At 67.8% G+C, this 24580-nt stretch carries 25 protein-coding genes; 16 read left to right on the forward strand and 9 right to left on the reverse strand.

The features are described 5' to 3' along the window. Window positions 1–69: 69 nt before the first annotated feature. Both GD627_RS09020 and GD627_RS09025 read right to left on the reverse strand, forming a co-directional pair. On the reverse strand, window positions 70–336 hold the full coding sequence (locus GD627_RS09020; RefSeq protein ID WP_152272223.1) for a hypothetical protein: 267 nt from the start codon (window positions 334–336) through the stop codon (window positions 70–72). 125 nt (window positions 337–461) lie between these two features. Then, window positions 462–914, reverse strand: a complete 453-nt coding sequence (locus GD627_RS09025) for a Fur family transcriptional regulator (protein ID WP_146362129.1) — start codon at window positions 912–914, stop codon at window positions 462–464. A 162-nt stretch (window positions 915–1076) separates the two neighbouring features. On the opposite strand from GD627_RS09025, the gene GD627_RS09030 reads away from it, so the two are divergent. The 3 genes from GD627_RS09030 (at window position 1077) to GD627_RS09040 (ending at window position 3110) form a co-directional block, all read left to right on the forward strand. Beyond that, window positions 1077–1541 (forward strand): GatB/YqeY domain-containing protein, encoded by a 465-nt coding sequence (locus GD627_RS09030; RefSeq protein WP_152272224.1) that lies wholly within the window; start codon window positions 1077–1079, stop codon window positions 1539–1541. A 68-nt stretch (window positions 1542–1609) separates the two neighbouring features. Next, window positions 1610–2197 (forward strand): TetR/AcrR family transcriptional regulator, encoded by a 588-nt coding sequence (locus tag GD627_RS09035; protein WP_152272225.1) that lies wholly within the window; start codon window positions 1610–1612, stop codon window positions 2195–2197. Window positions 2198–2291: 94 nt separating this feature from the next. After that, window positions 2292–3110 (forward strand): SMP-30/gluconolactonase/LRE family protein, encoded by an 819-nt coding sequence (locus tag GD627_RS09040; RefSeq protein ID WP_152272226.1) that lies wholly within the window; start codon window positions 2292–2294, stop codon window positions 3108–3110. Window positions 3111–3144: 34 nt separating this feature from the next. Here the strand turns inward: GD627_RS09040 and GD627_RS09045 are convergent, their stop codons facing one another. Beyond that, entirely contained in the window at window positions 3145–4374 is a 1230-nt protein-coding gene (locus GD627_RS09045; protein WP_152272227.1) for an acyl-CoA dehydrogenase family protein, read from the reverse strand. Between the two features lie 60 nt (window positions 4375–4434). After that, entirely contained in the window at window positions 4435–5040 is a 606-nt protein-coding gene (gene mftR / locus GD627_RS09050) for a mycofactocin system transcriptional regulator (RefSeq protein ID WP_246165408.1), read from the reverse strand. A gap of 95 nt (window positions 5041–5135) precedes the next feature. On the opposite strand from mftR, the gene mftA reads away from it, so the two are divergent. From mftA to mftF, 12 genes are all read left to right on the forward strand, one after another. Further along, window positions 5136–5267 carry a mycofactocin precursor MftA gene (gene mftA, locus GD627_RS09055; protein WP_146362135.1) on the forward strand — a complete coding sequence of 44 codons (132 nt, stop codon included), beginning with the start codon at window positions 5136–5138 and terminating at the stop codon, window positions 5265–5267. 8 nt (window positions 5268–5275) lie between these two features. Continuing rightward, a complete protein-coding gene (gene mftB / locus GD627_RS09060) occupies window positions 5276–5554 on the forward strand; it encodes a mycofactocin biosynthesis chaperone MftB (RefSeq protein WP_146362136.1) in 279 nt (92 codons plus the stop codon). Then, entirely contained in the window at window positions 5551–6831 is a 1281-nt protein-coding gene (gene mftC / locus GD627_RS09065; RefSeq protein ID WP_152272228.1) for a mycofactocin radical SAM maturase, read from the forward strand. Before mftB ends, mftC begins: the two co-directional genes overlap by 4 nt. 51 nt (window positions 6832–6882) lie before the next feature. Further along, a complete protein-coding gene (locus tag GD627_RS09070) occupies window positions 6883–7713 on the forward strand; it encodes a mycofactocin-coupled SDR family oxidoreductase (protein ID WP_146362138.1) in 831 nt (276 codons plus the stop codon). Window positions 7714–7746: 33 nt separating this feature from the next. After that, window positions 7747–8559 carry a mycofactocin-coupled SDR family oxidoreductase gene (locus GD627_RS09075; RefSeq protein WP_146362139.1) on the forward strand — a complete coding sequence of 271 codons (813 nt, stop codon included), beginning with the start codon at window positions 7747–7749 and terminating at the stop codon, window positions 8557–8559. A gap of 23 nt (window positions 8560–8582) precedes the next feature. Then, window positions 8583–9395 carry a mycofactocin-coupled SDR family oxidoreductase gene (locus GD627_RS09080; RefSeq protein WP_152272229.1) on the forward strand — a complete coding sequence of 271 codons (813 nt, stop codon included), beginning with the start codon at window positions 8583–8585 and terminating at the stop codon, window positions 9393–9395. A 22-nt stretch (window positions 9396–9417) separates the two neighbouring features. Continuing rightward, a complete protein-coding gene (locus GD627_RS09085) occupies window positions 9418–10257 on the forward strand; it encodes a mycofactocin-coupled SDR family oxidoreductase (RefSeq protein ID WP_152272230.1) in 840 nt (279 codons plus the stop codon). A gap of 18 nt (window positions 10258–10275) precedes the next feature. Then, window positions 10276–11187, forward strand: coding sequence for an AAA family ATPase (locus GD627_RS09090; protein ID WP_210250480.1), 912 nt, complete (start codon window positions 10276–10278; stop codon window positions 11185–11187). Window positions 11188–11292: 105 nt separating this feature from the next. Beyond that, complete coding sequence (locus GD627_RS09095; protein WP_194266011.1) at window positions 11293–12177, forward strand: vWA domain-containing protein; 885 nt, start codon at window positions 11293–11295, stop codon at window positions 12175–12177. 55 nt (window positions 12178–12232) lie between these two features. Beyond that, window positions 12233–13429, forward strand: a complete 1197-nt coding sequence (gene mftD, locus GD627_RS09100; protein WP_152272232.1) for a pre-mycofactocin synthase MftD — start codon at window positions 12233–12235, stop codon at window positions 13427–13429. 1 nt (window position 13430) lies between these two features. Continuing rightward, entirely contained in the window at window positions 13431–14162 is a 732-nt protein-coding gene (gene mftE, locus GD627_RS09105; RefSeq protein WP_246165409.1) for a mycofactocin biosynthesis peptidyl-dipeptidase MftE, read from the forward strand. A 98-nt stretch (window positions 14163–14260) separates the two neighbouring features. Then, window positions 14261–15718, forward strand: a complete 1458-nt coding sequence (gene mftF, locus GD627_RS09110; protein WP_152272233.1) for a mycofactocin biosynthesis glycosyltransferase MftF — start codon at window positions 14261–14263, stop codon at window positions 15716–15718. Here the strand turns inward: mftF and GD627_RS09115 are convergent. The 3 genes from GD627_RS09115 to GD627_RS09125 form a co-directional block, all read right to left on the reverse strand. Beyond that, the gene (locus GD627_RS09115) at window positions 15715–17283 is read right to left on the reverse strand and encodes an MDR family MFS transporter (protein ID WP_152272511.1); all 1569 of its coding nucleotides are present in this window, start codon (window positions 17281–17283) and stop codon (window positions 15715–15717) included. The genes mftF and GD627_RS09115 overlap by 4 nt on opposite strands. 106 nt (window positions 17284–17389) lie before the next feature. Next, window positions 17390–17713, reverse strand: a complete 324-nt coding sequence (locus GD627_RS09120; RefSeq protein WP_152272234.1) for a hypothetical protein — start codon at window positions 17711–17713, stop codon at window positions 17390–17392. Between the two features lie 11 nt (window positions 17714–17724). Next, window positions 17725–19305, reverse strand: a complete 1581-nt coding sequence (locus GD627_RS09125; protein ID WP_152272235.1) for a Na+/H+ antiporter — start codon at window positions 19303–19305, stop codon at window positions 17725–17727. Between the two features lie 371 nt (window positions 19306–19676). Here GD627_RS09125 and GD627_RS09130 point away from each other — a divergent pair, with 371 nt between their 5' ends. Continuing rightward, a complete protein-coding gene (locus tag GD627_RS09130) occupies window positions 19677–20837 on the forward strand; it encodes a cupin domain-containing protein (protein WP_194266012.1) in 1161 nt (386 codons plus the stop codon). Here the strand turns inward: GD627_RS09130 and GD627_RS09135 are convergent. Both GD627_RS09135 and hrpB read right to left on the reverse strand, forming a co-directional pair. Then, window positions 20818–21840 (reverse strand): FUSC family protein, encoded by a 1023-nt coding sequence (locus GD627_RS09135; RefSeq protein WP_152272237.1) that lies wholly within the window; start codon window positions 21838–21840, stop codon window positions 20818–20820. The genes GD627_RS09130 and GD627_RS09135 overlap by 20 nt on opposite strands. Window positions 21841–21848: 8 nt before the next feature. Further along, window positions 21849–24467 (reverse strand): ATP-dependent helicase HrpB, encoded by a 2619-nt coding sequence (gene hrpB, locus GD627_RS09140; RefSeq protein WP_194266013.1) that lies wholly within the window; start codon window positions 24465–24467, stop codon window positions 21849–21851. Window positions 24468–24580: the final 113 nt, after the last annotated feature.

The following is a 24580-nucleotide window of genomic DNA, read 5'->3' on the forward strand; positions in this document are numbered from 1 at the left end:
TCCTACCGGCTGCGGTCCGCAGTCCCCGCCGAGGCGCAGCGCCCCACGCGCAGGACGGCGGCTCCCCGGCTAGCCGCGCAGGGTGTAAGTGCCGGCGGGGCGGCGGTTGAGGTACGCGGCGGTGTCCACGTAGCTTCCCGCGTGCCGGGGGCGGGCGGCGTCGGGGCGGTCCGCGGACACATAGGTTCCGGCGGGGCGTGCGGTTCCCAGCGGAGTGTCATAGCTGGTGGTGTAGGTGCCCCGGCGGCGGGGCCGGGCAGCCGGGACAGCAGCGGTGTACTCAGCGGCGCGCTCAGCGGTGTGGGCGGCTGCAGGTCGGTTCATCAGGGTGGTCATGGTGTCTCCTCAGTTGACGCTTGGGGGTGAGACTCGGGCCGCGGCGACGGTTTTTGGGCAGCGTTGAGCCCGGTAGTGAGTCGCCGTTGAATAGTGCCCGCCGAAATGAATGGCGGTGCTGCGCGTTAGCGGGCGGAGGTCTCCGCCTGCTGTGCGCAGGTGCTGCAGATGCCGCTGAAGGTCACTTCGGCGGCCAGTACGGTAAAGCCGGAATCGTCGTCCGGGGTCAGGCAGGGTGCCTGGCCGATCACACAATCGACGTCCTTGATGGCTCCGCAGCGGATGCAGACCAGATGGTGGTGGTTGTCCCCCACCCTGGCTTCGTACAGTGCCGGTGAACCCGCAGGTTCAACCCGCCGGGCCAGTCCCGCCTCGGTAAAGGCGGACAGAATGCCGTAGACGGCCTGGGCGGAAATGTTCGGCAACGTCGAACGGACCGACACCAGGACAGCGTCTGCACTGGAGTGCGGTGCCTGCTGCAGCGCCGCCAGGACGGCAACGCGCTGTGACGTGGATTTCAGCCCCGCGGCCCGGATGTCTCCGGCCAGGGTTTGGGCTGTGTCCGCCGCTTTCCGCATAACAAAAACCCTATCAGTTGTTTTGATTGCCTCAAGACAACTGAGTCCTTTTTGGGGTGTGATCCCGAACGCTGTGACCGCGGCCGCATCCGGTTCTCCGGGGCGGCCCCGCATGGGGGACGATGGAAAGGGAAAGCTATACATCACTGAAGGATGAGGACCATGGGCACTTTGAAAGAGCAGCTGCAGGCGGACATGAAAACCCACATGAAGTCCGGCAACCGAACGGCCCTGACCACGGTGCGCAACGTGCTGGGCGAAATCACCACCCGGGAAAAGTCGGGCAAGACGCCGGTGGAGCTCGACGACGCCCAGGTCGTCTCCCTGCTGCAGAAGGAAGCAGCCAAGCGCCGCGACACTGCCCGGATCTACACGGAGGCCGGCGAAGCCGACCGGGCGGCCTCCGAGGTTGCCGAAGCGGAGATCATCGAGGCCTACCTGCCCGCTCCCCTGACCCGGGAGGATGTCGAAGCCATTGTGGACGGGGCCCTCGCGGAGCTTCGTGCCGGCGGCGCCGAACTCTCGATGCGCCAGATGGGACAGGTCATGAAGCCGGTCACCGCCAAGGTGGCGGGACGGTTTGACGGCAAGGCCGTAAGCGAGATTGTCCGCTCCCGGCTGGCCTGACGGCAGCACGCTCCCCCGCTGTTACTCTGGTGGCTAAACGCTCATTCCGCCCACCACCGGAGGTACAGGTGCCCGCAAACGGCACGGGCCAGCGCCTGCTGGATTCCGCCACGGAAGCCTTCGCGGCCAAAGGTTTCCACGGCACCACCACCCGGGACATCGCGACGGCGGCCGGGGTCACCCCGGGCGCCGTCTATGTGCATCACCGCTCCAAGGAGGAGCTGCTGTACAGCATTTCGCGGGTGGGGCATGAACGCACCCTGGAGCTGGTCCGCACCGGTGCCGCCTCAAGCAGCGACCCCGTGCAGCAGATCTCGACCATGGTCCGGGACTTCGTGGAGTGGCAGGCGGCCAACCGCACCAAGTCCAGCGTGGTGAATTTCGAGCTCGCGGCCCTCACGGAGGAGCACCGGGCCGATGTCCTGGAAATCCGCCGTTCCGTGGACGCCGAGTTCCGCGCCGTCGTGGACCGCGGGCGGCAGCAGGGACTGTTCCACATTGAGGACACGGGGCTTGCCGTCCTGGCCCTGCTCTCGCTCTGCGTGGACGTGGCCCGCTGGTACCGCGGAGACGGACGGCAAAGCGCCGCCGGCATCGGAGAACACCACAGCCGGATGGCGCTGCGGATGCTGGGTGCCGAGCCGCCGTCGTCGTGACCCCGGAACAGGAATTTCCGGAAGCCCCGGCCCGTTCTCCGCTCCGGGCGGCATACTGGAAGCCGGACCCTCCGGGAATCGAGGTGCGTACGCAATGGACCCCACGACGCTGGTTTCAGGAATCGGCATGGGCGAATCGGCCCGCTGGCATGCCGGTGAATTCTGGTTTGCGGACTGGACGGCCGGGACCATCTCGGCGCTGGATTCATCCGGCTCAGTACGGCGGGTAGCCGCTGTCCCGTCATTTCCCATCAGCTTTGACTGGCTGCCGGACGGGCGGATGGTGGTGGTCTCCGGAACGGACGGACGGGTCCTGCTGGAAGTGCCGAATGCCGGCCTCGTGCCGCTGGCGGATCTGGCCGGGCTCTCCGATTATCCGTGGAACGAGATTGCCGTGCACCCCTCCGGCAATATCTACGTGAACGGCCTCGGCTATGACTATGCGGACACCCCGCAGAACAACGGTGCCATCGCCCTGGTGAGGCCGGACGGCTCGGTGGAGCCCGTGGCGGACGGTTTGGCGTTCCCCAACGGGATGCTGGTATCCGACGACGGCGGCACGCTCGTTGTCGCCGAGTCCGACGCCGGCCGCCTGACGTCCTTCCACATCGGCGACGACGGAAGCCTGACGCCCGCCGGGGTCTGGGCCGAGGTCTCCGGCAGTGCACCGGACGGCATCAGCTGGGACGGCAGCGGCGGCATCTGGTTCGCCGAAGTACCCGGGGAACGCTGCGTCCGGGTCCGCGAGGGCGGGTCGGTGCTGCAGACGGTGCAGCTGGATCAGGGATGCTTCTCCTGCGCCACCGGCGGCAGCGACGGCGGCCTGCTGTTTATGATGACTGCCCGCTGGCCGGAGGCCATGGATCCCGCAGCCCCGGGCAGCGGCCGGGTGCTGGGGCTGCGGGTACGCTGACCTACGCGGGAGATGACCTGGAGTACGGCTGCGGTTAGGCGAACGCGGACAAGCCGGTGATGTGCCGGCCCAGGATCAGCGACTGCATGGAGTCGGTGCCCTCGTAGGTGAACACCACCTCCATGTCGGTCAGGTGGCGGGCCACATGGTTTTCCAGCAGCAGCCCGTTGCCGCCCATGATGTCCCGCGCCTCGGAGCAGATCCACCGGCCCTGCCGGGCGGCAAACATCTTTGCCATGGAGGCCATGGGGCCGGTCATCTTTCCTTCCTCGCCGAGTTCGTTGAGGCGGAAGCAGGTCAGCTTGATTGCGGTCAGCTGCGCGAGCATGTTGGCCAGCTTGTTCTGCACCAGCTGGAAACCGGCGATAGGCCGGCCGAACTGCACCCTGTCCTTGGCATAGGCCACGGCGATCTCATAGGCGGCCACTGCGTGCCCCAGCGCTTCCCAGGCGACTCCCCCGCGGGTGGCGGCCAGGACCTTGTTGACATCCTTGAAGGAACTGCAGTTCTCCAACCGGTTTTCCGCGGGAATGCGCAGGTTCTCGATGCGGATGTCCGGCTGCAGCACGGCCCGCTTGCCGATCTTCCCGGTGATGACGTCCGCCCGGTAACCGGCGGGGTGGTTGCCGTCCGCGTCCTTTTCCATCACGAACGCCTTCACGGCGCCGTCCGCTTCGTCGCGTGCATAAATGATCACGATGTCGGCAAAACTGGCGTTGCCGATCCACCGCTTGCTTCCGTTCAGGATGTAGGAATCACCCTCGCGGCGCGCGCTGGTCTCCAGTGAGACCGAGTCCGATCCGTGGCTGGGCTCCGTCAGGGCGAAGGCGCCGATTTTCTCGAGGCGGGCCATCGCCGGCAGCCAGCGCTGCTTCTGCTCCTCGCTGCCGAGCATGTCGATGCTGCCCATGGCCAGGCCGGAATGGACGCCGAAAAAGGTGTTGATGGAGCCGTCGCCGCGGGCAAGCTCGGCTGCGGCCGTGGAGGCGGCAATCCGGCTCAGGCCCGGACAGCCATAGCCCGTGATGGTGCCGCCGGCGATGTTCAGTGCGGCGAGCCTGGGAACCAGCTCGAATGGGAACTCGGCCCGCTCCCAGTAGTCGTTGATGACCGGCAGCAGGTCCCGGTCCACGAATCCCCGGACCCGGTCCCGGACGTCCCGGGCCTGGTCATCCAGCAGGTCGTCGAGCAGGTAGAGGTCGGCGTCGATGCCGTCCAAAGCGGTGGGATCGAAATCGGGAGGCGCGGTCTGCGTGACGGTCATGGGGGCTCCTGGGTTCACTAACTAATCGTTCAGTTAGTATGCGGTGCATCACAGGAAGGGTCAAGGGTTCCGGAACTCCTTGACCAGGGCCAGCGATTCCCGGAGGATGTCCGTCAGCTCCGCACCGGGCCGGTCCAGCCACTGCTCGTAGGCCGCCAGGCATAGGCCCAGCAGGGCCCACGCGATGGCCTGCGGCTGCAGGCTCCCCTCCGGCACCCCCAGCCGCGAGGCAGCGAACCGTGCCACCACCTGCCGCCACGCCGTGTAACGGAGTGTGGAATGGGCCTGCAGGGCAGGCACCCGGAGCAGCAGTTCCATGCGCTGACGGTGGTACGGGACTTCCTCGGGCGGCAGCCGGTTGAACTCGATCACGGCACTGCAGAGGGCGTTACCCAGCGGCACGCTCTCCGGCAGTGAGCGGAGGTAGGTTTCCATCCCGGCCAGCAGCTCCTCAAAGTCGCCCCAGGGCAGATCGTTCTTGGAGGGGAAATACCGGAAAAAGGTCCTCCGTCCAATACCTGCCGCGGCGGCAATCTCATCCACGGTGACCCGGTCAAAGCCCCTGCGGTCAAACAGCGCCAGGGCCGCGTGGCTAAGTTCAGCCTTGGACGTCACAGGTTTTCGTCCGGTCCGCGCCGGCGGCTGGCCTGCCGTTTCAATAACCACGAAATTACCTCTTCCCTTTGGCACCGGGTGCCGTTACTGTCGCCGGCACACAGAGTAACGCCACTGATGCCGGTTTCTGCCGCGAGGAGCACATAATGCGACCTGGAAAAGACCTTTTCGATACCCCGCCCACCGACACCGCCGCCCCGGCGGAGACGCAGCAGGACGCTCCGGAGGACCTGTTGGTGGAGGAAGTCTCCATTGACGGCATGTGCGGCGTCTACTAGGCCGTCCCATGCAGGCCTTTGACCTGGACCGTTCCTGGCGGCTGCATCCCCAGGTTTCGATACGCCCCGAACCGTTCGGAGCACTGCTCTATCACTTCGGCACCCGCAGGCTGTCCTTTCTGAAGGACAGGACCCTGCTGGCGATTGTGCAGCGGCTGCGCACCGAGCCCAGCGCCGGTGCTGCCTGTACCTCCGCAGGGGTAGGGCCGGCAGACCTGGCCCGCTATCAGCGGGCGCTCGGCGCCCTGGCCTCCTCCAACATGGTGATCGAAAGGCAGCAGCCATGACAGTTCTTTCCACACCCCGTCCTTCCACGCCCAGTCCGGGAACGCTGGTGGATCTCTTTGAAACCGGACTGGATGCCCCCATCTGCCTTACCTGGGAATTGACCTACGCCTGCAACCTTTCCTGCGTCCACTGCCTCTCGAGTTCCGGCCGGAGGGATCCGCGGGAACTTTCGACCGGGGAATGCAAGGCGGTCATTGACGAGTTGGAGCGGATGCAGGTGTTCTACGTGAACATCGGCGGCGGAGAACCGACGGTCCGCCCGGACTTCTGGGAACTCGTCGACTACGCCACCGCCCACCACGTGGGTGTGAAGTTCTCGACCAACGGCGTGAAAATCACACCTGAAATAGCTGCCCGGCTGGCTGCGAGTGATTACGTCGATGTGCAGATTTCCCTGGACGGAGCCACTGCGGAAGTCAATGACCAGGTCCGCGGACCGGGCTCGTTCGATACGGCCATGCGGGCCATGCAGAACATGGCGGACGCCGGATTCACCGGCTTCAAGATCTCGGTGGTCTGCACCCGGCAGAACATTCCGCAGCTGGACAGGTTCAAGGAAATTGCGGACCGGTTCCAGGCCCAGCTCCGCCTGACCAGGCTCCGGCCCTCGGGCCGCGGAGCGGATGTCTGGGATGAGCTGCACCCCACGGCGGCGCAGCAGCGGGAACTGTATGACTGGCTCGTGGCGCACGGCGAAGATGTGCTGACCGGCGACTCGTTCTTCCACCTCTCCGCCTACGGCGGTTCCCTGCCCGGACTGAATATGTGCGGCGCAGGGCGTGTGGTCTGCCTGATCGATCCGGTGGGCGATGTCTATGCCTGCCCCTTCGCCATCCATGACGAGTTCCTGGCCGGCAGCATCCGCAGCCCCGGCGGCTTCACGGAGGTATGGCAGCACTCCGAGCTGTTCCGGCAGCTGCGCTCACCGCAGACCGGCGGAGCCTGTTCGGGCTGCCCGTTCTTCGACACCTGCCGCGGCGGCTGCATGGCAGCGAAGTTCTTCACCGGACTGCCGCTCGACGGTCCGGATCCGGAGTGCGTCTGCGGACTGGGGGAAGCCGCCCTTCAGGCCCGCCCTGCGGCCGGCCTGCCGCGCCCCGACGGCGACCATTCCCACCGCACCTCTCCGCCGCGGCCCCGCACGGGCCCGGTGCCCGTGACCATTTCCAGGCGCCGGGTCGATGCCGCACCGGTCAGCGCCTGCGCCGAAGATCCGCTGGCGGGCTTCAACCCGGCCTCGGAACCATCCGGCTGCGGCGGAGGCTGCGGCAACTAACGTTCGGCCCGCAGCAGGCGGGCCGTCGAATAAGGAAAGAAGGTACACGCAATGGGGCGTGTTGAAGGCAAAGTCGCATTCATTACCGGTGCCGCCCGCGGGCAGGGACGCAGCCATGCCCTCCGGCTGGCGCAGGAAGGGGCGGACATCATCGCCGTCGACCTGTGCGGGCAGGTGAACAGCGTGCGGTACCCCCTGGCCACCCCGGAGGACCTCGCCCAGACGGTCAAGGACGTGGAAGCACTGGACCGGCGGATTGTCGCAGTGGAGGCCGATGTCCGCGACTTCGGAGCGCTGAAGGCAGCGGTTGAAGACGGCGTCGCCCAGCTCGGGCGGCTGGACATTGTCAGCGCCAACGCCGGCATCGCCGGTTTCGGGTCCGCGGAAGAGCTGACCGACGAGGAGTGGGGGGACATGCTGGACATCAACCTCACCGGTGTCTGGCACACGGCCAAAGCCGCCATTCCGCATTTGAGGGCGGGAGGCAACGGCGGCTCCATTATCCTCACCAGCTCCACCGCGGGGCTGATGGGCATGGAAAACCTGGCGCACTATATTGCCGCCAAACACGGCGTCGTGGGTTTGATGCGCGCACTGGCCCTGGAGCTGGCACCGGACATGATCCGGGTCAACTCGGTGCACCCGACGAGCGTGGACACCGACATGATCCACAACAGTGCCACGTACAAACTTTTCGCACCGGATATCGAGAACCCCACGCGTGAACAAATCGGCGAGCGGTTCCAGGCCCTGAACGCACTGCCGATCAAGTGGGTGGACGCCGTCGACATTTCCAACGCCGTCCTGTTCCTCGCCTCCGACGAAGCGCGCTACATCACCGGCGTCACGCTGCCCGTCGACGCCGGATCCACCACCAAATAACCGATCCACCACCTTTACTCCAGGAGGCATGCCGTGGGGCGTGTAGAAGGAAAAGTTGCTTTCATTACCGGTGCCGCGCGGGGCCAGGGGCGCAGCCACGCCGTCCGGCTGGCGCAGGAAGGCGCCGACATCATTGCCGTTGACCTCTGCGGCGCCCTTCCCGGCGTCGCCTATCCCTCCGCCACCGAGGAAGACCTGGCCCAGACCGTCAAGGAGGTCGAGGCACTGGACCGGCGCATCATCGCCACCAAGGCCGACGTCCGCGACCGGGGCGCCATGCAGCGTGCCATCGACGCCGGCGTAGCCGAGCTCGGCCGCCTGGACATCGTGGTGGCCAACGCCGGGATCTGCATCATGAAGCCCTGGGACGAGATCACGCCGCAGATCTGGGACGACACCGTGGGCACCAACCTCACCGGCGTGTGGAACACCGTGCAGCTCACGGCACCGCACCTGGTGAAAGGCGGCGGCGGCTCGATCATCCTCACCAGCTCGGCAGCCGGGCTGAAGGGACTGCCGTTCCTCACACCCTATGTTGCCGCCAAGCACGGCGTGGTGGGCATCATGCGTGCCTTCGCCACGGAACTGGCCGAGTCCAACATCCGGGTCAATTCCGTCCACCCCACCGGCGTCGACACCGCCATGGCCTCGGGGGACGGAATGGCGGCCATGGGCGGCATGCTCGAGGCCCATCCACGGCTCGGCGCCATGATGACCAACCTGCTGCCGGTGGACATCACCCAGCCGGTCGACATTTCCAATGCGGTGCTTTTCCTTGCCTCGGACGAGTCCCGCTACGTGACGTCGCTGGCCATGGCCGTCGACGCCGGCAACACCCAGTACTGAAAACCAACCGAAAGGAGCACGCATTGGGGCGTGTAGAAGGAAAAGTAGCGTTTGTCACCGGTGCAGCCCGCGGACAGGGCCGCAGCCACGCGGTCCGTCTCGCCCAGGAAGGCGCCGACATCATCGCGGTGGACCTCTGTGATTCAGTCCGGGGCGTGAAATACCCGGCCGCCACCGAGGAAGACCTGGCGCAGACGGTCAAGGAAGTGGAAGCCCTGGACCGGCGCATCATCGCGTCCGCTGCCGACGTCCGGGACCGCGCCTCAATGCAGAAGGCGATCGACACCGGGGTGGCGGAACTGGGCCGGCTGGATATTGTCGTGGCCAACGCCGGGATCATGATGATGAAGCCGTGGGATGAGCAGACCCCGGAAATGTGGGAGGACACCATAGGCGTCAACCTCACCGGAGTCTGGAACACCGTACAGCTCACGGCACCGCACCTGGTGGAATCCGGCGGCGGCTCGATCATCCTCACCAGTTCCGCCGCCGGACTGAAGGGCCTCCCGTTCCTGGTTCCCTATGTCGCGGCGAAGCACGGCGTCGTGGGGCTGATGCGCGCGTTCGCCACCGAGCTGGCCGAGTCCAACATCCGGGTCAATTCCATCCATCCCACCGGTGTGGAGACCACCATGATCACGGGCGAGGACATGCAGGCCTTCCCGGGCTGGCTTCAAGCGCATCCGCGGCTGAGCGCCATGTCCACCAACCTGCTGGATGTGCAGTCGGTCCAGCCGGGGGACATTTCCAATGCCGTGCTGTTCCTTGCCTCCGAGGAGGCGCGTTACGTGACGTCACTGGCCATGACCGTCGACGCCGGCGTGACCCAGTACTGACTCAACGAAGGGGAAAACACACATGGGAAATCTCGAAGGCAAAGTAGCACTGATCACCGGTGCAGCACGCGGCCAGGGACGCTCGCACGCCCTGCGCCTGGCATCGGAAGGCGCGGACATCATCGCCGTCGACCTCTGCGGGCCGGTGGATACCGTCACCGATTTCTATCCCCCGGCAACACCGGAGGATCTGAAGGAAACCACGCGGCAGGTCGAAGCACTGGACCGGCGCATCGTGGCGGTGGAAGCGGATGTCCGGGATATCAATGCCCTGACGACGGCAGTGAATGAAGGCGTGGCGCAGCTGGGCCGGCTGGATATCGTGGTGGCCAATGCCGGAATTTTCACCTTCGGTCCGGACACCCACAAGGTGGACGAGCAGTCCTGGCAGGACCTGATGGACATCAACGTGACCGGCGTTTGGCACACCTACAAGGCGGCCGCCGAACACCTGATTGCCTCGGGACCGGGCGGCTCGGTCATCATCATTTCCTCCCTCGCCGGATTCAAGGGGCTGGCCAACGTTGCCGCGTACACCACCACCAAGCACGCGGTGGTGGGCCTGATGAAGGTCCTCGCCAATGAGCTGGGTCCCCTGGGGATCCGGGTCAACACCATCCATCCCAATTCCATCGACACCCTGATGGTGAAAAACCGGAAGACGTATCAGTTGTTCCGGCCGGACCTGGAGGATCCGCAGGCCGAGGATGCGGAAGCGGCCTTCGCAGGAACCAACCCGATGGGTAAGGCGTGGATTGAACCCGAGCACGTGTCCAACGCCGTCGCCTGGCTGGCCTCCGACCAGTCCTACTACGTGTCCGGCGGCCAGATACCGGTTGACGCCGGCGGCGCCGTCGCCTGAACGGCCGAAAGGAACCCCGTGCAGACTACGGATATTGCCGCGACCCGGACCCGTATTGCCGCGCACCTCGTCGGCCGCGGGCGTGAACTCGAACTCACGCTCGCGGCCGTCGCAGCGGGCCGCGACATTGTCCTGGAAGGTCCTCCCGGGACCAGCAAAACCACCATGCTCAAAGCCATCACCGCAGAGTGGGGCATCCCCCTGCTCTTCGTGGAGGGCAATGCCGATCTCACCCCGTCCAAGCTCGTGGGCCACCACAATCCGGCCCGCGTGCTGCGGGAGGATTACAGCGCGGATAACTTCGTTGCCGGACCCCTGGTGGAAGCCATGCAAAGCGGCGGGTTCCTCTACATCGAAGAATTCAACCGGGCCCCGGAAGACACCCTGAACACCCTGCTGACGGCCATGGCGGACCGTTCCATAGCGGTCCCCCGGGTCGGGAGCATTGCTGCCCTGGACACCTTCCGGGTCATCGCGTCCATGAATCCGTACGACAACCTCGGCACCACCCGGCTGTCCACCTCGGTGCATGACCGGCTGAACCGGCTCGCCATCGGCTACCAGGACGACGACGCCGAGCGCGGCATCGTGTCCCTGCGCACGGGGGCGCAGGGACCGCTGGGCGAGGTGCTGATCGGCGACGCCGTCGCCCTCACCCGCGCCACCCGGGACCATCCCGACATCCGGCAGGGCTCCAGCGTGCGCGGCGCCATTGACTGCGTCCTGGTGGCCGGCCGGCTGGCGGAACTGCGCGGCATCGAAGATCCCGGCGACCCGCGGTACCGCGAAATGGTGTACGACGCAATGGTCGTGACCCTCTCCGGACGCATCCATCTGGACGAGAGTGCCGAGACCACGCCGGAGCGTGTCCTGCGGGAAATCTGGGAGGACCATTTTGTCCTCAGCCCGGCGGCGGCGGCTCCGGGTTGAAGAGAGGTCTCCGCCGATTCCCCGCTGACCCGGCGCACGGCACGGCGCCCGGCTCCGCGGACGCCGCTGCGGCGTGCGCCCAAACAGCTGACAGAGGAGCCCACCATGTTTGAGCCGGTGCCCGGCGGCGGTTCCGGAGCCGTGATCCGGCCGGTCCCGGCGGGCCGCCGCGCCCCTGCGGGTGCGGCTCCCCCGGGATCGTCCCGGCCGGGTTTCACCGACGACCCGGCAGAACGCACCGGGGCCGGTCTGTCCTCCGTTGCGGTGGACGCAGCCGTCCGCGCCCGGGTCCGGCACATCGCCGCCCTGATGTCCGTGCCCCGGCCGCGGCACGATTCCCTGCAGCGGCGCGGCAGTGGAACCCTCGCCAGCCTGCCCTACCGCGGCGGCACCGACGAAATCGATCTGGACCGGACCCTGGAGGTCCTGGCCGAACGGCCGGTTCCGGACGATGAAGACATAGTGGTCCGGGACCGGGTGCGCACCCGCCGGTCCGTGGTGCTCGCCGTGGACGTTTCCGGGTCCATGAAGGGGGAACGCCTGCAGACGGCTGCGGCCACGGTGGGAGCCCTGGCCGCCGAACTGCACCGGGACGCGGTGGCCGTTATTGCCTTCTGGTCCGATGCCGCCCTGCTCCTGCCCCTGGGCGGAGAGCTCAAGCCGATGGATCTGCTGGACACGCTGCTGCGGATCCCGGCCCGGGGACTGACCAACATCAGCTTTCCGCTGGAGCTGGCGCGCCGGGAGCTGCTGCGGGTGCCGGCGCGGGATGCCCGGGTGCTGTTGCTTTCAGACTGTGTCCACAATGCGGGACCGGACCCCCGGATTGCCGCCGCGCACCTGCCGAGACTGGACGTTTTGATCGATACCAGCGCCGAAACCGACGTCGATCTGGGCCGGGAGCTGGCCCGCGAAGGCCACGGCACCTCCCGCTCCATCCGCACTTACCGGGATGCTGCTCCGGCAGTGAGCTCGGTGTTCGCCACCTGATGCCCGGCAGGCAGTTCCGTGCAGAAATCCAGTCTCAACTCCGAAAGGCAGACTCATGTTGACCAACCCCTGGTTTGAAACCGTTGCCGAGGCGCAGCGCCGCGCCAAGAAAAACCTGCCGAAGTCTGTCTACTCAGCCCTGGTTGCCGGCTCCGAGCGCGGGGTGACCGTCGAAGACAACATTGCCGCGTTTTCCGAGCTGGGGTTCGCCCCGCACGTGGTGGGGCAGTCCGCCAAGCGCGACCTCTCCACCACCGTGATGGGGCAGCCCATTTCCCTGCCCGTGATCATTTCCCCCACCGGGGTGCAGGCCGTGCATCCGGACGGCGAAGTAGCCGTGGCGCGGGCCGCGGCGAACCGCGGAACCGTGATGAGCCTGAGTTCCTTCGCAAGCAAGCCGGTGGAACAGGTCGGGGCGGCGGCCCCCCAGCTGTTCTTCCAGATGTACTGGAGCGGTACACGTGACGCCATGGTCCAGCGGATGGAACGTGCCCGGGCCGCCGGAGCCACGGGCCTGATTTCCACCCTGGACTGGTCCTTCTCCAACGGACGGGACTGGGGCAGCCCGGTGATCCCCGAGAAAATGACGCTCAAGGCCATGGCCCGGCTGGCACCGGAAGTCCTTCCGCATCCCCGCTGGCTGCTTGCTTTTGCCAAATCCGGCCGGGTACCGGACCTGACGGTGCCCAACCTGGTTCCGCCGGGCGGCCAGGCGCCCACCTTCTTCGGTGCGTACGGGGAATGGATGCAGACGCCGCCGCCCACCTGGGAGGATGTCGCCTGGCTGCGCGAGACCTGGGGCGGTCCCTTCATGCTCAAGGGGATTACCCGTGTGGACGATGCCCGCCGGGCAGTGGACGCGGGCGTCACGGCCCTTTCGGTGTCCAACCACGGCGGGAACAACCTGGACGGCACCCCGGCGACCATCCGGATGCTTCCCGCCGTGGCGCAGGCCGTCGGCGACCAGGTGGAGGTGCTCCTGGACGGCGGCATCCGCCGCGGAAGCGACGTCGCCAAGGCGCTGGCCCTGGGTGCCCGGGCCGTGATGATCGGCCGGGCCTACCTTTGGGGCCTGGCGGCAAACGGGCAGGCCGGGGTGGAGAATGTCCTGGACATTCTCCAGGGCGGACTGGACTCCGCGCTGCGCGGGCTCGGAAAGACCTCCATCCAGGAACTGCGTCCGGGTGATCTGGTCATCCCGTCCGGCTTTTCCCGCTCGGTGGGTGACCCGCCCAAGGACCGTGAGGGCTAGGGTGGCTGCGTTTCCTCCCCGGACTGCGCTGGCCGGCCTGGCCTGGCCGGACGTCCGGCCGGGACTCACGGTCCTGGTGCCCACCGGATCCACCGAACAGCACGGGCCGCATTTGCCCCTGGATACGGATACCGTCATCGCCGCTGCCGTGGCGGCGGAAGCGGCAGCACAATCCGGGGCGGCCGACGTCGTGGTTGCGCCGGCGCTGGCGTACGGCGCCAGCGGAGAGCACCAGGATTTTCCCGGAACCGTCTCGCTGGGACACGAGGCGCTGCTGCTCGTCCTGGTGGAGCTCGCCCGCTCGCTCTCCGTCTGGGCGGAGCGCATTGTCTTCGTCAACGCCCACGGTGGAAACGTGCCCACGCTGGTACGGGGGGTTCGGCAGTTGGCGGCCGAGAACCACCGGGTGGGCTGGGTGCCCTGCGGGTTTGCCGGAGATGCCCATGCCGGCCGGACCGAAACCTCGCTGATGCTGCATCTGTCGCCGGAACGGGTCCGCCTGGACCGGGCGGTGCCGGGCAACACCCGGCCCATAGCCGATTTAATGCCTGCGCTGCGCTCCGGCGGAGTGAAGTCAGTGTCCCCGCTGGGGGTGCTGGGCGATCCCGCCGGCGCCTCCGCCACCGAGGGGAAGGCTCTGCTGGATTCGGCAGCGTCCGCTGTCCTTGCCCGGCTGGGCGGTTCGGCGGATGCGAACGGGTGTTTGGTGCGCTTGCCCGCGGGGGTCCGGTGACTGCGCTTGCCCGCGGGGGTCCGGTGACTGCGCTTCCGGCGGGTGCACTCCCTGCAGGTCCGCTCCCGGCTGGATTCCGGCTCCCGGCAGGATTCACCGTGCAGCTCTCCGGCAGGGTGCGGGTCGGCCCGGAGAGCCGGGTCCTGACAGGGGGCGCTCCCCTGCGGGTCCTGTTTCCCAATGCCGCCGCCCGGAACCTGCTGGCAGGGGGATCCTTTTCGGTCTCGGACGAAGCGTCGGCGGCATTAGCGGAAAAGCTCCTTGCCTTCGGCATGGCTGATCCCGCGGCGGATGCGGGAATCCCGGTGGACGCCGAAGCCGTTGCGGATACCGGCGCCCGGCTTCCCGCCGGCACCGTGACTGTGGTGGTGCCGGTCCGGGACCGGCCGGACCAGCTGGATCGGCTGCTCGGCAGCATCGGTTCCGGATACCGGGTCATTGTGGTCGACGACGCTTCCCGTTCGCCGCAGCCCGTCGCGGACACGGCGGCCGCCCACGGCGCGCGGTACCTCCCGCTTCCGGTCAATGTGGGCCCCGGTGCTGCACGTAATGCGGGGCTGGCCCTGGTGCAGACCCCTTACGTAGCGTTCGTGGACTCGGATATGGTCCTGGATCCCGGAACCATTCCGGAACTGCTGCGCCACTTTGCCGATCCGGGGGTGGCACTGGTGGCGCCCCGGATCCTGGGCTGGAATCCGGACAACAGCCCCGGCTGGATCTGCCGGTATGAAGATTCGCGGTCCTCGCTGGATCTGGGCCGGCGCGCTTCGCTGGTGCATCCCCGGGGACCGGTTTCCTGGCTGCCCGCCGCCTGCCTGGTGGGCCGGGTCGACGCCCTGGGCGGCGGGTTCAGCCCGGAACTCCGGGTGGCTGAGGACGTGGATCTGGTCTGGAGCCTGGTCCGCCGGGGTTGGCGGGTGCGGTACGAGCCCTCGGTTGCGGCCCGGCATGAGCACCGGCGGGAAGTGTCGGCGTGGCTGGCGCGGAAGGCCTTTTACGGTACCGGGGCGCACGAGCTTGCCCGGCGGCACGGCAACAGCGTTGCGCCCGCCGTCCTGGCTCCGTGGAGCGTTGCCTTCCTTCTGGCCCTGCTGGCGCAGCGGCGCTGGTCGCTGCCCGTGGCCGCAGCCCTGGCCGGAGCCACCACCCTGCGCCTCAGCCGCCGGCTGCGGCGCAGCCCGCAGCCGGCGCGACTCGCCGGGGAGCTGGTGGGACAGGGCATCCTGGCGGCACTGGGACAAGGCTCCGCGCTGCTGCTTCGGCACTGGTGGCCGCTGACCATTGCGGGCTGTGCGTTTTCGGCGCGGCTGCGGCGGGCAGCGTTACTGGCCGCCGCAGTGGATGCCGGGGTGGAATACGTGCGGACCGGAGCGGACCTCGATCCGCTCCGGTTCGCAGCGGCCCGCCGCCTGGATGACCTTGCCTACGGTGCCGGGGTCTGGTTGGGTGCCTTCCGCGGACGGTCGGCGGGAGCGCTGCTGCCGGAAATCACCGGGCTGCCGGCTTTCCGGCGGCGCAGCAGCCGCTCCCCTTCCCCGGGTTCCGGGACCTCCTAGTGGGCGGCCAACCCCTCGGGCAGTTCGTTGGTGGGCCGGCGGACGAAGAACGAGGCCGCCACGGCCACGAGGGAAACCGCCGCACCCCAGAAGAACGCCGTGTGCACGCCGGAAGCGGCAGCGCCCACGGCTGACGCGCCGTCGGCCAGGGCCGCCGTCGTACCGGTGGTCATCAGGGTGATGAAGACAGCGGTGCCGGCCGCTCCGGCCAGCTGCTGCAGTGTGTTGATGATGGCACTGCCGTGGGAGTACAGGGACTTGTCCAAGGAGCCCAGTGCCGAGGTGAACAGCGGCGTGAAGATGAAGCCGAGTCCGGCATTGAGCAGGCAGTGCAGCAGGATGACCAGGCCCGTGGGGGTTTGATCGGTCAGCAGGGTCATTCCCCAGAGCGCGCCGCTGAGCACCACGGCACCGGGAATCACCAGCGGGCGGGGACCGAACCGGTCAAACAGGTTGCCCACGATCGGAGACAGGATGGCCATCACGGCGCCGCCGGGAAGCAGCAGCAGCCCGGTATGCAGTGTGTCCAGGCCCAGCACGTTCTGCAGGTACAGCGGCAGGACGATCAGGCAGCCGAACAGGGCCATCATGGAAACCAGCACCATCACAATTGCCACCACGAAGGGCTTGCTGGCGAACGTGCGAAGGTCCATTAAGGCACTGTCCGTACGCTGAAGCACCAGCTGGCGCAGGACGAATCCGGCCATGGCAAGGACACCGACGGTGAGCGGAATCCACAGCGGCATCAGTTCCTTGCCCTGTGCGGCCTCGCCGATGCTGCTGAGCCCGAAGATGAGCCCGCCGAAGGCAAAGGTGGACAGCACAATGGAGAGCACGTCGAACGGCACGCGCTTGGTCTCCGTCAGGTTCTGCACCTTCACCGCGCCCAGGATCAGGGACAGCAGGGCGATGGGCAGGACCAGCCAGAACATCCAGCGCCAGTCCAGTGCGTTGAGGATGATGCCGGAGACCGTGGGGCCGATGGCCGGCGCCACCGCGATGACAATGGAAATGGTGCCCATCATCTGCCCGCGCCGGTGCGCGGGTACGGCGTTCAGGACAGTGGTCATCAGCAGCGGAAGCATAATGGCGGTACCGCCGGCCTGGATGACCCGCCCGCCCAGCAGCGTGCCGAAGCCAGGGGCCAGAGCGGCCAGCAGGGTGCCGGCGCTGAACAGGGACATGGCGGTCAGGAACAGCCCGCGCATGGAGAAGCGCTGCAGCAGGAAGCCGGTGGCGGGAATGACCACGGCCATGGTCAGCATAAAGCCGGTGGTGAGCCACTGGGCGGTTCCCGCGCTGATGTTGAGGTCTGCCATAAGCCGGGGCAGCGCCACGCTCATGATCGTTTCGTTCAGGATGACCACAAACGAGGACACCAGCAGCAGGCCGATCACGGTCTTGGTACGCGGATCCAGTTTGTCCCGGCCGCCTGACACGGACGGTGCGGCGGAGGCGGAGGGTGCGGCTGCAGCTCGCCGGGAGGTTCCGGCGGCGGGCACGGGTTGTGCGGAGGGATCGATACTCAAGGAGGCAGGGTCCTGTTCAGGGTGCGCGGGCGCCATATGCGGCGCGGGGATGGACGGCACTTCAGCGGGCCAGGCCTGCCAGCCTACGTTGGCCGGGGATTCCACGGTGCGGATATTCGCCCTCCGCGGAAAAGGTGCGCCGCTAGAAACCGGTGACCAGCAGCCCGAAACCCAGCACAAACAGCACTACCATCGCGCATCCGCCCAGGATGGCAGCCGCCGCTGTGAGGATCAGCCCCGTCCCGGGCCGGAAGCGGTTGCGCAGCCAGGTGAAGACCAGGGGGGCGGAGAGCATGAGCATCACCGCCGAGCCCAGGAGCAGGGCCAGCAGTACGATGGCCTGCACCGTCTCGGGGAAGATCCAGAACTGCAGGACGACGACGGTGACCGCCAGCACGGCGGCCGCAACCGACTGCACCAGCCAGGCCACACCCAGATGCGGCCAGGTCTCTCCATTGTTGCTCATGGTGCCGAAGTCTAGTGGTGTTCCCGGCGGTCCATGGTCACGGTGCGCAGATCCAGCCGGCGCAGCACCCTGTCCACGGCTTCGGGATCAACGCCGCGCTGCTGGCGGGCGTCGAGCACTTCGCGGCGCGCAGCATCCATGGCCTCGCGCTGGACCACGTCCATGATCTCCAGGGTGGCCTTCCTGTCCAGCAGCTTCTGCGACTCGTCCTCTCCGTCGCTCTCCAACATGGCATGCAGTGATGACATCCGCTTGGCCAGGGCGGCGCGCCGGTCCGGAGGCAGCTGCTGGATGGCCGGTGAGCGCTTCATGGTTTCCACGGCAACACGTTCGGCCCGGAGGGCGAGCTCGCGTTCCATCCGGTCCGCTTCCCTGGAGTCGTTGGGAAGCTTCAGGACGCGCATCAGCCACGGTAGCGTCAGCCCCGGAACCACCAGGGTCACCACGAGAACGGCACACGCACAGGCCACCACGAAGTTGCGCCCGGGCAGGGCCTCGCCGGCGAGCGTGGTGCCCGGAAGTGCGAGGGCAAGGGCCAGGGTGGCCAGCCCGCGCATGCCGCACCAGGTGAGGACCAGAACCTCCTTCAGCGAACCCGGCACGCTGTTCTTTTCCGCGCCGCCGATCCGGTAGATGGCCATCATCCACAGGAACCGGACTATCAGCACGGCGGCGCACACGGCCACGATGCCCGGAATAAACGCCAGCAGTTCCCTGCCTTCGTCCTCAATGATGTACCGCATCTCGATGCCCACCAGCCCGAACGCGGCACCGGTGGTCAGCAGCTCCACCACATCCCAGAAAGCGGTTCGTGTCAGGCGTTCCTCGGAGTCCTGGGGACGTGCACGGCGGCCCAGCTCCAACGCCGTGACGACGACGGCAACCACTCCGGAGAAGTGGAACTCTTCGGCAAGCAGGTAAACGGCAAAGGGAGCAACAAGCGTCGACGCCGAGCGGGCCACGAGGTTCGGCACGAAGCGGTTCAGGCTGCCGACCACCCAGGCCATGGCCAGCCCCAAAACCACGGCCCCGGCCGCGGCGATCAGGAACTTCGGTACAACGTCCCAGCCCACGTCTCCGCCGCTGGTGCTGGCGGCGACTGCTGCCTGGAAGATGACGATGGCAATGGCGTCATTGAAAAGGCCTTCGGTCTGCAGGACCGTGATCAGCCTCCGCGGCATGCGGACCTTGCCCGCAACTGCTTCCACTGCCACCGGATCAGGCGGAGCGACAATGGCTCCCAGCGCAATCGCGGCCGGCAGGCCCAGCGCCGGCACCATGACCCAGGAGACACCCGCAACCACGGCCACGGTAACGGCCACCAGGGCCACGGCCAGCAGTATCAGGGAACGCCAGCGCAGCCGGAAAACAGACCAGGAGCTCCGCTGCGCTGCGGCGAAGAGCAGCGGCGGAAGGAACAGGGGAAGGATCAGTTCAGGGTTGATGTGCACTTCGGGAATGATCGGCAGGAAGGCGATGAGTGCCGAGAAGATCAGCATCAGCACCGGGTACGGCAGCCGGATGCGTTCGCCGATTCCGGCGGCCAGCACGGTGCCGAAAAGCAGCCCGATCAGGAGTACCAGGAAATCCACCGGCTCAACCGTCCGCTCGGAGGTTGCTTGGGACCGACCGCGCCGCGTATTCCATGACCGCACCTGCTTCTTTCGGATGTGTAAGTATTTCGTTAATTATTGCATTGAGTGCATCTACTACGGGGAATTTACACGGTGGGCGCGGCACGCCGCCGTTCACACTGGCGGACACTCGGGGTGGGCTGGGAAGGTTCTATAAGCCGGTGAGGGAGACTACTGAAAACCGGGAGCCCGGGCCCCCCGCACCGCGGCGGAAACCCGGTAACCTTGAACGGAAATTGTCGTGTGGCCAAGGAAGCCAGGCCGGTGTCCATCAGTGGCATGGGGCGGTCTTGGCCTCACCTGCCGTCCGTAAGGAGGCGCTGCACCCCGTGACTGCCGTCTACGGCCAGGTAAGGGAAACCCGCAACCCTGCAGCTGCAATGAATGCACCGGGGGACGAGGACGCCGGGCAGCACGGCCGGGACAGCCGGCACAGTTCTCCCTCCGCCACGGGTGCCGTGATTACCTGGGATCCCGATGACCTCCCCGGTGCCCTCCATCGGCTTCTTGCCGCCCACCCCCGCCGTTTCTCCAATCCGGAACAGATACCGGCCCGCCCTATCCCGTTCCGGATGCATGTCATGGACGCGGATATACCCAAGCCGATTCAGCTGCATCCCCGGCCGGACCAGGCGTTGGCCGGTTATGTCCGGGAACAAACCCGCGGGGTCCCCTTGAACGCCGGAAACCGAAACTATAAGGACAGGTACGCCAAGTTTGAAGTAGCCGTAGCGCTCACGCCGCTCCGCGTACTGTCGGGAGAGCGCAGCCGGGAAGAACTGCGGGCCATCGCCGACGGAGCGGGCCTTCCGTGGCTTCGCGGCATATTGGCGTTCCGGCATGAGTTGCCGGTACACGCCCTCCTGCGCATGGAACCGTCCGAGACTGAGCGTGCAATCCGGGAAACCAAGGCCGCCATGGCAGAGGTGACCGAAACCGACGGTCCCACGGCTGACGCGGCTGGCGTCTTCCGCCGGCTTGAGCCGCTTTTCCCCGGCGACCGCGGGATTCTCATAGCCCTCTGCATGAACCTCCTCAAGCTGGACACCGGACAGGCAATGGTGACCCCTGCGGGCTGCCTCCACTCCTATCTTTCCGGGCAGTCGCTGGTGGTGATGGGCCTGTCCGACAATGCCCTGAAGGCCGGGCTAACCACGGACTACGTGGACGTTGCCGAACTGCAGCAGGTTCTGGACAACGGCCGGCCCGGGCCCGCACCACTTGAGGTGGAGCGAATCAACGAGTGCCAGGAACATATTCCGCTGTGGAGCGAGGATCTGGACCTGCGGCGGACCGTGATCCAGGGCGGCACCGCCTCCATCCCGCTGGAACGGTTCACCGTGGTGCTCGCTGCCCGGGGAGAAGCGATGGTTTCGGTGGGCGACGTGAACACCTACCTGGAACAGGGTGCCGGCATGCTCTACCTGGGTGACCCGACAACGGCCGACGTCGAGGGCTCGGCACAGCTCTTCAGCGCGTCGAGGCAGTAGCAGCCGTCGAGCCACTGCGGGTGGTGGCGGCAATGACCGCCACGGCTACGAGCGCCCCGATGGTCGTTTCGACGGCCCGGTCCAGGGTCACCGTCAGCACCGGCTGGCTGGCGACAAACCCCGTCATGAGCAGGGCCACCGGCGTCAGGAACACCATGGCCAGGCCATAGTGCCGCGCCACGTAGATCTCCCCGCATAACTGCAGCACGGCTAACAGCACCGCCAGCTGGACCGGCGACCATGAAACCTGGAGCAGCACCGCGGAGACCAGCACACCCCCGTAGGTACCCAGGATGAAGTGCACGGCGCGGATGGTTCCCCCGGCTGCATCCACTGCCGCGATCGGAGCACAGGCGGCGAGCATCGCCCAGTATCCGTGCCCCAGTCCCAGCCCTGCCGAGACCGATCCGGCGGCGGCGACGGCCACGGCGTAACGGCCCGAGTGACGCAGGATCCGCCCCCACGACGGCGGCCGGTACGGCGGCAGCGGGCGCGGAGTATGCCGACGCGCGTGCAGCCTGCCGGCAAAACCCAGCGCTACGGCGAGCAGTACGCTGCCCGCCACGGTCAGCGCAGCTTCCTCCAACCGGCCAGGGAACGGTGCCGCGGACGTAGCGGTAAAGGCGAAGATGTAGGTAAACGGACCGGCGGGCCGAACCCTTAGATAACTGGCAGCCACCGCAACAAGGCCGGCAATGAGGGTTCCGGCGCCTACAACAGTCCAGGACTCCGCGCCGGAAAGGGACAGAAACACACCGGCCACCACGGTCAGGACCATGAGCAGGCCTGACAGGGACTGGTGCTGCAGGCGCCGCCAGTGCACTTCCGCACGGCCGAAAATGCCGGTCAGTGACCCGAAGACGGCACACATCGTCAGGTCGGTGCGGCCCAGCAGGATCAGGACCAGCAGCGGTGCGAAAATGCCCGCAGCCACGCGGACGGCGGGTAGCCGATGCCCGCGCCCGGACGGCACGGTGAGGAAGTCACGGAGGTGTAGCTGCATGGAAAAAACTACATCCGCGCCTTGGTCCGGGCAGTGGCCCTGGCAGACCACGGATCCTCCGGCCAAGGGTGCTTGGGATACCGCCCGCGCATCTCGGCCCGGACCTGCGCATACGGACCTGACCAGAAGGAGGACAAGTCATCGGTAACCGCCAGCGGCCGGCCCGCCGGGGACAGCAGGTGGAACAGCACCGGGACCCGCCCGTCCACGAGCCGCGGTGTCTGCGCCCACCCGAAGCACTCCTGCAGCTTCACCGCCACCACCGGCCTGCCGCCGTCGTGCCCCGCCTCCGGATACTCAATGCGGACCCGTGAGCCGCTGGGAACCTCCAGGCGCTCGGGCACGAGTTCACCCAGCCGCGACGCGGCCGGCCACGGCAGCAGCCGCCGCAGCGGATCGGCCAGGTCGATGCTGCGGGTGGAGGCCCCGCCGGCCAGGCGGTCCAGCTCCGGTCCAAGCCAGTCCTGCAGCCGGCCCAGCAGGGCCGCATCGCTGACATCAGGCCACGGCTCCCCCAGTTCCCGGTGGAGCAGGCCAAGGCGACGGCGGAGTGCCTCGGCTGCGTCGGAGAAACCGATGAGGTCCAGGCCGCGGGCCGCCAGGGCGCGGGCGACGGCGGTCCGGCCCTCTTCAGCGGTCGGGCGTACCGGGGTGGAACCCAGCAGGATGGCCCCCAGCCGGTGTTCGCGCCGTGCCGTGATCCGGCCGCCGGCAAAGTCCGCTTCCACGGTGTCCGTCACCAGATGTTCGGCCGCGGCTTCCGCAGCGTCCAGGGTCAGCGGCGCCGCCGAGCGGATGACGGCACCGGTGCCCGCGGCGTCCCTGCCCTGTGCACGGGTGGCTTCGGCGACGGCCAGCCACTCCTGCCCGGTCAGGGAGCTGCCGGAGGGAAGGCCGGCCCTGGTCCCGGAGGCCAGCAGATACTGCTCCGGCCCCGAGCCTGGAACGCGCCGGGCAATCCGGTCCGGGAAGGCCAGGGCAACGACGTAGCCCAGGGCGTCCGAACCGGAAACCCCGGCCGCGGCCGGAGCGCCCGTTGTGGTTCGGCGGGCCAGCTGTTCCAGTCGGCGCACATCCTCGGACCAGCGCCGCTCCCCCGGCTCCCGGCCGTTGCGCAGTCCGGACGCCAGCCTGGTGAGGTCCGCACCGGGTGCCCGGTGGTCCGCCGAGAGCAGGGCGACGGCTTCGGCTGCGGCCCGCACTCCCACTGCCCCTGCGCCGTCGAGCAGGGCCCGGGCAAGCCGCGGATCCGCCGGAACGCGGGCCAGGGTTTTACCCCGGGACGTCGCCTTCCCGGCAGCGTCCACGGCGCCGATGCCCTGCAGCACCTCCACGGCATCGCGCAGGGCGGCGGCCGGCGGAGCATCGGGAAGGGCAAGCCCTTTACCCCCGGGTGCGCCCCAACAGGCCAGGATGAGGGCTGCGGAGGTGAGGTCTGCGACGGCGATCTCCGGGGTCTGATGCGCGGGGGCGGCCCCGAAGGCCTTGTCGTCATAGCAGCGCACCACGATGCCGGGGCCGAGCCGGGCGGCACGTCCGGCCCGCTGGTCCGCCGAGGCACGGGAACAGGACAGGGTGACGAGCCCGGACATCCCCCGCAGAGCGTCGCGGCGCGGCTCACGCGCCAGGCCGGAGTCGATGACCAGGCGGACACCGGGCACGGTCAGCGAGGATTCGGCCAACGAGGTGGACACGATGATCCGGGCCGGCTCCCCGGCCGAACGCCCGGACACGGCGCGGTCCTGATCGGCGGGGCCCACCTGGCCGTGCAGCTCCAGCACTTCGGTGCCGGCCGGGACCCGGGAACGCAGCCGGCCCGCCACCACGGACACTTCGCGGGCACCGGGGACAAACACGAGTGCGTCGATGCCGGGGTCCCCGGCGACGGCGTGCGAGTGTTCGCGCAGCGCCGTGTCCGCCACATGGTCCAGGAAGCCGCGGGTCACCCCGTGCTCATCCAGCCGGGGAACCGCTGGCGGCGCCCAGACGGTCTCCAGCGGATGCAGTGCGGACGGGCAGCCGATCACCGGGGCCGGACCGTCACCGGAACCCACCAGTGCGGCGAAGCGCTGCGCGTCCAGGGTGGCGGACATGGCAACCAGGGTCAGGTCCCCGCGCAGCTGGCGTACCTCGGCAAGCATTCCGAGCAGCAGGTCCGTTTCCAGTCCGCGCTCATGGACCTCATCCAGAACAACCGCCGCGGTGCCCTCCAACCCGGGATCGGCCAGCAGCCGGCGCAGCAGGATGCCCGGAGTCACGAACTCCACGAGCGTGTCCGGTCCGCTGCGGCTCTCGCCCCGGACCGTGTAGCCGATCCGCCCACCCGGGGCAGTGCCGTCCAGCTGCGCCAGCCGGCGCGCCGCGGACCGGACCGCGACACGCCGCGGCTGCGTGACCACCACCTTCGGCCGGGTGCGCCCTCCCGCCAGGATATTGGCGACGAGCGGCGGCACCAGCGTGGTCTTGCCGGTTCCCGGGGGTGCCTGCACGACGGCGGTGCCACCGTTTGGCTGCAGCACGCCCGCCAGCTCCTGCAGGGAGGAGGCGAAGACCAGTCCGGTGCCGATGCGGATCAGGTCGAACGGCTGCCGAAGGTCCGGCGGGAGCTGGGAGGCTGGAGCATTCACCTTTCCATTCTGCCTCCCTGCGCCGCGGGGTCCGTCGCCTGCCGGCGCAACGGCCGCCTCCTGAATTTCGGGCGCCGCGTACCCGCTTCTGCCCCGGGCACCGGTTTTTACCG

The organism is Arthrobacter yangruifuii (assembly GCF_009192775.1).
GTDB classification, from domain to species: Bacteria; Actinomycetota; Actinomycetes; order Actinomycetales; family Micrococcaceae; genus Arthrobacter_B; species Arthrobacter_B yangruifuii.